The following is a 6,322-nucleotide window of genomic DNA, read 5'->3' as shown; positions in this document are numbered from 1 at the left end:
CGGGAGTGGCTCACGGTCTACCAGCTGCCGTCCTACGCGCCCGACCTGAACCCCGTGGAAGGGATCTGGTCCATCCTGCGCCGCACCACCCTGGCCAACCGTGCTTTCGCCGATCCCGAAGAGCTGACTGCCGCCGTCCGGCGGGGCTTACGCCAGCTTCAGTACCGCAGCGACGTTCTCGACGGCTGCCTCACCGGCACCGGCCTCGTCCCCGCCCCACCATGACGACATCACGCATTCAATGTCAGTAACCGCCCTGCGTGATTCTGTCCGGCAATCTATCCGAATGCCGCACATCAGAGCGAGAACAGGGGCGCTGCTGGATGGAGCAACCCACCGATGGCACCAGGCGGCGCCTGTGGTCAGGGCCGGGGCGCGGAGCTGGAGGAGCAGATGACGACGTTCGTGGGGCAGGGTGAGATGGAGGACTCCCCGGACTGCTCGACAGTGCCGTGTGGGCAACTGTGGGACCTGTTCCTGGACCGACGATGCCGCCTCCGTGCACCGTGATGATCAGCGGTCGAGCGGTCGAGCGGTCGCCGGTAACGGCCTTGTGGAGCCTCGGCACCGTGACCCCTGTGCAAGCGGAATTGTTATGAAGGTCAATGCGATACGGGGTCGTCAATAGGCGGCAATTGGTGCAAGAGGCGCTTGACCGGAGCTGCGGTAGCCAGCAAGCTGAGCCGCCCCCCACGGCCCGCATTCCTCTTCAGCCACAGAGGTGTCCCCGTCATGCCTTCGCGCTCCATGACCGCCCGTTGGGTCGCTGCGCTCCCCGCCGCGGCTTCGCTCCTCCTTGCGGCAGGTCCTTCACCGGCCTTCGCTGACGACCACACCTACACCGTGGAGCTGCGCCAGCAGCTTCCGCGCACCGCCACCACCGATGACGGGGGCGTGCCGCAGAAGGCGGCGAATCAGTGCTCGGGAATCCCTGAGGGCCAGGATGGGTGGCACTTCGTGCTGCCGGGCAACTCGACGGACTTCGTCGAGCTGACGGTGACCTTCGAGCCGGGCGGCCAGAAGGTGGTCACCGACTTCGGCCCGCCGTCGGACAAGCACGCCTACGTGGCGTCGCTGCCGGGCGCAAAGCTCACCTCTGCTGTGGCCGAGGTGGAAGGCGGCGACCTGGAGCTGTTCAACCTGTCGCACACCTGCCCCTCGTCGGTTACGGCTCCGTCCGGACAAGCCACGGAGGCGCCCGGTGCTGAGCCGTCGGAGGAGGTCTCCGACGAACTGTGCGAGGAAGTCTCCCCGGAGAACTCCGGTGGGGCCTGCAAGGAGCCGTCTGGCAAGCCGTGCGACGAAGCCTCTTCGGAGATGTCCGGCGAGCCCTGCGAGGAAGCGTCTGCCAAGCCGGAGGACGAGGCGTCGGATCAGCCCGCTCCTGCGGCTTCGCCGAATGGCATCGGTGGCGGTGACCTGGCGGCGACCGGTGCCGGGTCGGCGATCGGCCTGTCCGTCGCGGCGGCCCTGATGCTCGGTACGGGCGGCTACCTGGTGATGCGTCGCCGCAAGGCCGCTGCCCAGCAAGACTGACGCTGCGTCGCCATGATCGAGTGGGGTCGGACTGCATGGGGACCGACCCCACTGTCATGCTGTCCTGGCGGAGTTGGCGATGACAGTTGGGACCGGGACAGCCGTGGCGATCAATGCCCACGCCGGGTCCACCAGGCGCTGCCGCACTGCTTGGGCCGACGCCCCCGTGCGCAGGCAGCCGCGTCTGCGGACGCGGCACGGTAGCCGTTCCCGGCCGCCGTTGGGGCATTCTCGCGGGAGACAGTCGACGCCGACCTGCCCAGCCGCCCCGCCAGTTGCAGGCCAGAATGTGCCTGGGCCGTGGGCCGTGGGACTATGGCTTGGCGCCCCAGGTGACCGGCAGGGTGGCGAACACGCCACCGCCCTCAGCTCGCTCCGTCATGGGACCATCCTTCACAGGCTGCCGAGCCACCGTTGGCTCTCCCGGGCCATGCCATTCTGGCCCTGACGTGGCTGCCTAAGAAGGAGCACGTTGGCATCAGGTGCGGTGAGCGCCTCGTGGCGCACGTCGGCTGTCACGAGGTATGCGCCGGACACACGATGCTCACCCGGCTACGACCTTCCCGCAACGGTCCCGTGCCCTTGGTGCAACGGCTCCGCTGTCTGGGCACGCTGCTTGAGCGTCACGGCGGGTGGCAGGACCTGGAAGAGCTCTTGCCCTCCGCGCGGCGCGGGTTCGACATCGTGTGCTCGGACCTCGACCGACTCGGTCGGCGACCCCACACCGACAAGCACACAGTGCTGGCGCCACATGAATGCGGCCCGCAGTGGCGTGGTGATGTGCCAGTGCGGGCCGCAGCCAAAGGAGGTGATTATGTGATGGAGGTGCGCCTGCATCACAATCACCGGTTCCACGCGTGAGCGGAACTCGATGTGTTCTCGATCACCCGCGGCGTATCTTTGCGGCGATACCATGCCCGATAAACAGGTAGACGACTGCAGGCAGGCCGTAATTAAGGGCAAGTCGCACATGGTCGTTTTCCATGGTGAAAATGTTCTGCGACCAGCCGGCGAGCCAGTAGGCCATGTCCCGGACGAACTGGACGAAAACGTTGCCCTGATTGGCGTCGAGCAGGTAGAGGACGATCCACAGCCCCAGCAGCGCGGCGGCGATGTCAGCGACGGTATGGACCACGAGGGCTGTCCGCTTCGAGGGCGACTCGTCCCGGGATCCGCTGTACCGGGGGCCTGCTGGGGCGGGCTCATGGGCGTGGCTTGTGGGCCCGTGAGGGTGACTCATGACGGTCCAATCTGTTGTGGTGCGAATTGCCTCGGGGGAGGGTAGGGCAATCACAGCGGAGTCTGCCTCACTTCTCCAAGAGGCCTTCACCGAACCCCGGCGTGATTGCGCGTGTGCCGTGCCCTGCCCGCGGTGCACTCTCGGGAAACGTGTGGGACGCGTTACGTCATCGTTGATGCGCGCCGTGCGAGAAAGCGTTGCCAGAATTCCACACGAAGGTCACAGGAATGTGTGATGGATTAGCTCCCTCCTGGCGCAGAAGGGGTACGGCCGAGTAATTCCGGTTGCGTGCGGAGCAGGAAGCCCTCCCCCGGTGCTTCCTGCTCTGCGCCCCGCGGCGCGGGTGGTTCAGGGCCCGAACGGGCCTGATCTGCACCCGGTCCCGTCTGCGCCGCGGGATCAGTCTGGCGCATGACAGCCCGAGGCTGCCCCGGGCGCACAGGTGCAGCGTCGTGTGTCTCCGTAGGCCCTGAAGGAGGTAGCTCGTGCTGACAGCGGGGCGGTACAGGTTCGTGGAGCTGCTGGGCCGCGGCGCCATGGGAGAGGTGTGGCGTGCCCAGGACACCACCCTCGGACGTGACGTCGCCGTCAAGCTGCTGCTCGAACACACGGCAGTGGCCGATGCCGCGGAACGCTTCCGGCGGGAGGCACAGACCGCTGCCCAGCTGAACCACCCGAACGTGGTGGCCGTCTACGACTTCGGCGAGGAAGCCGGGCGCGGCTACCTGGTGATGGAACTGGTGCCGGGGCGCAGCCTGCGGCAAGAAATGGCCGATCGCGGTCCTTTCCGGGTGGAGGAGGCGCGGCATATCGCTGGGCAGGCCGCTACCGGTCTGGCCGCCGCTCACGCCCGCGGGGTGGTGCACCGGGACATCAAGCCCGGCAACCTGCTGCTGACCGGTGACACGATCAAGGTGGCGGACTTCGGCATCGCCCGCGCAGCCGTGGCGGCCGCCTCTGCGCTGACCACCACGGGGGAGGTGCTCGGCACCAGCTCCTACCTTGCCCCGGAGCGAGGCATGGGCGGCGCGGCCGGCCCCGAGAGCGACGTGTACGCGCTGGGCTGTGTCCTGTACGAGATGCTGTGCGGGCATCCTCCGTTCTCCGGTGATCCAGCCGCAGTGGTGTACCAGCACGTCAACGCGGCACCACAGCCACCGGCCGAGCTGCGCCCGGACATACCCGCCGCGCTGGCGGACTTCACGCTGCGGATGCTGGCCAAGGACGCCGCCGCACGTCCGACCGCCACACAAGCTGCACAGTTCCTCGCCGAAGACTCTGCGGCCACCGGCATCCCCGGAGCGTTGAGGTCGACAGCGCAGGAAGCCGGGACCTCGCGATCCACGCTGCCGCTTGTTCCCGGCCCAGGCCAGGGCTCCCGCCGTAGGCCCGTCCCCGTCATCGCTGCGATGGTGGCCGTATTCCTCGCCGCCTGTGTGGTCGGCTTCCAGCTCAACTCCGGCTCGGACGACGAGGCCCACACGCCTTCCCCGACCGAGTCGCAGTCCCGCACACACCAGCAAGGCGACCCTGCCACCACGCCACCGCCCGCCAAGGACGAGTTGGTGTCGCCCGAAGAGGCCCGGAAGGCAGCGGAGGAAGAACGCGAGCGGCAGGAAGAAGCCGCAAAGGAAGCGGAAGAAGAAGAGCGGAAGCGGCAGGAAGAAGCCGTGATGAAGGAAGCCGAAGAACAGAAGAAGCAGTGACGATGGCTCAACTTCTGCGCCCGCTATAGCTTCTATGGCCTGGGTGCGTAGGCGCTGGCAGCTCTGGTCAATCACCGCCATCGGCTTCCGGCACCCAGCGCCGCTGTCGACTTGCTGCTTGAGTGAGGTCAGGGGCGGCTCCATTGGCCCCGAAGGAGCTCCTCCACGCCGGCGAGCCCCGCCGTCGACGTGCACGTCGATCGGCCTGCGCGCAACCTCCTGGCCGATTTTCATCGGCCCGCCAGACGCTCCAGCTCATCGATGCCGTCGCTGCAGCAGGCTCTGCACGTCAGTCGGCGCTGGCCCGGCTGCTCGGGGATGTTGTAAGCGGGCCGCCGGTCCTTACCCCTCGTCCGCAGATCCCACCCTCGGCACACAACAGGCCCATGGCGGCCGCTTGCTTGTCCGAAAGGCCAACGACGAGCTTGAGCTCGCCCAGCAGTTGCTGTCCGGACTTGACCTGCGCGCCACCACCCTCACCACCCAGATCGCCGCCCTGGTCCGCGACGCGGGAACGACCGGCGACTCGAGCACCGCGCAGCCATCCTTCGTACCGAAACCCGCGTCGCCGGCCTCGGCTCCGCGGCCGCCATCCTGGAGCTCGCCATGTGCTTCCACTCGCCGTCGGGGGCACCGACGATGAGGCGACCGCCTCGATCTCCCAGCTGCGTGACCTCACTCGCAGCGGCGACTACGCCTACTACATCGACATCGCCCACTTCATTGGCCGACCTCCCTCTCGATGATGCGCCCTCACCGGCACAGTGGCTTGACGGCCAACAGGCCACCCGCGACCGGTGGCGCGCTCTGGTCACCGGCCGACGCGATCACCTGCGTACCGCACGGTCGAGAACCTGGCGGCAAAGCGACCGGCTCTTCCCCGATCAGAGGCCGTACACCCCTTGGGCCATCGCCGTAGCAGCCCGTGTGTCTCTGGCCTACGGCAATGAACATCGTCAGAACGCAACAGGATGTTCAGCAGATCCTGGACATGCACCGCGGGCGGTGGCCAACGACTGGGCCCAGATCGCGCAGAACAGGGCGAACGGCCAGGGGTGTGGAACGGGCAACCTCGCGTCATCGTGAGTTGCGTATTCCTCAGCGTGCCGGTTCGCCGCGACCGGGGTGCGCAACCTGCTGCTCGGGCTCTGGGGCGTGACGCGGAATGCGAAGGAGGGGCGCCGTCGTTGGCGTTGGTTGACCGCTGCGAATAGGAGCAACCGCATGCTTTTCGGTGACGAACACGTCCGCCGGTACGAGGAGACCAACGGCGAGGTCGGCCACGACTGGGAGAAGGGTGCGCCGATCCTGGTGCTGACCACCAAGGGCCGCAAGACCGGCCAGGACCGCAAGTTCGCGCTGATCTACCAGGAGGTGGACGGCGACCACGTGATCGTGGCCTCGAAGGGCGGTGCTCCCGCGCACCCCGGTTGGTACCTCAACCTCCAGCAGGACTCCGAGGTGAAGGTGCAGGTCAAGGCGGACAAATTCACCGCCCGCGCCCGCACCGCCGCCGGCGAGGAGCGCGCGAAGCTGTGGGAGAAGATGGCCGCGGTGTGGCCGGACTACAACGAATACCGGAAGAAGACCGACCGGGAGATCCCTGTCGTCGTCCTCGAACGGCAGTAGTTTTCCCGGGGCCTGCCCGAAACCTTCTGCGGCTCGGTTGAGGGCTCGTGCTCACCGTGAGTGGTCGCCGGGGGCACAGTGGCGCCAGGCTCCTCCGGCCTCGGCGGCGACGGTGGAACGCCGGGCCACCGCCCACGCGTACGTACTCGGAGGTCGAGGGCCGCTGGGCCGGTCTGGCCAGCAACTACGTGGAGTTGATGGGCACAGGCAG

6 protein-coding genes are annotated in these 6,322 nt (G+C 67.6%); 5 read left to right on the top strand and 1 reads right to left on the bottom strand.

Going from position 1 to position 6,322, the window contains the following annotated elements; translation table 11 throughout:
* A partial coding sequence (locus ACTWP8_RS36720) for a transposase (RefSeq protein WP_443326402.1) occupies nt 1–225 on the top strand: 225 nt, incomplete at its 5' end.
* 507 nt (nt 226–732) lie between these two features.
* A complete protein-coding gene (locus ACTWP8_RS36715; RefSeq protein ID WP_443326401.1) occupies nt 733–1,536 on the top strand; it encodes an LPXTG cell wall anchor domain-containing protein in 804 nt (267 codons plus the stop codon).
* An 883-nt stretch (nt 1,537–2,419) separates the two neighbouring features.
* Here the strand turns inward: ACTWP8_RS36715 and ACTWP8_RS36710 are convergent.
* Nucleotides 2,420–2,671 (bottom strand): hypothetical protein, encoded by a 252-nt coding sequence (locus ACTWP8_RS36710; protein ID WP_443326400.1) that lies wholly within the window; start codon nt 2,669–2,671, stop codon nt 2,420–2,422.
* Nucleotides 2,672–3,261: 590 nt separating this feature from the next.
* Between ACTWP8_RS36710 and ACTWP8_RS36705 the strand changes: the two genes are divergently transcribed.
* The 3 genes from ACTWP8_RS36705 (at nt 3,262) to ACTWP8_RS36695 (ending at nt 6,111) form a co-directional block, all read left to right on the top strand.
* Nucleotides 3,262–4,482: a serine/threonine-protein kinase gene (locus ACTWP8_RS36705; protein ID WP_443326399.1), complete on the top strand. Its 1,221-nt coding sequence runs from the start codon at nt 3,262–3,264 to the stop codon at nt 4,480–4,482.
* Nucleotides 4,483–5,090: 608 nt separating this feature from the next.
* Complete coding sequence (locus tag ACTWP8_RS36700) at nt 5,091–5,228, top strand: hypothetical protein (RefSeq protein WP_443326398.1); 138 nt, start codon at nt 5,091–5,093, stop codon at nt 5,226–5,228.
* A 478-nt stretch (nt 5,229–5,706) separates the two neighbouring features.
* A complete protein-coding gene (locus tag ACTWP8_RS36695; protein ID WP_443326397.1) occupies nt 5,707–6,111 on the top strand; it encodes a nitroreductase family deazaflavin-dependent oxidoreductase in 405 nt (134 codons plus the stop codon).
* The last annotated feature ends 211 nt before the right edge of the window (nt 6,112–6,322 follow it).

It is taken from the genome of Streptomyces sp. 7N604 (assembly GCF_052245475.1).
Classification (GTDB): Bacteria; Actinomycetota; Actinomycetes; order Streptomycetales; family Streptomycetaceae; genus Streptomyces.
This window is presented reverse-complemented; position numbering and strand designations above follow the sequence as displayed.

Bases quoted from the DNA above. Each gene is read 5' to 3' on its own strand.
- ACTWP8_RS36715 (WP_443326401.1), top strand. From the start codon at position 733: ATGCCTTCGCGCTCCATGACCGCCCGTTGGGTCGCTGCGCTCCCCGCC.
- ACTWP8_RS36695 (WP_443326397.1), top strand. From the start codon at position 5,707: ATGCTTTTCGGTGACGAACACGTCCGCCGGTACGAGGAGACCAACGGC.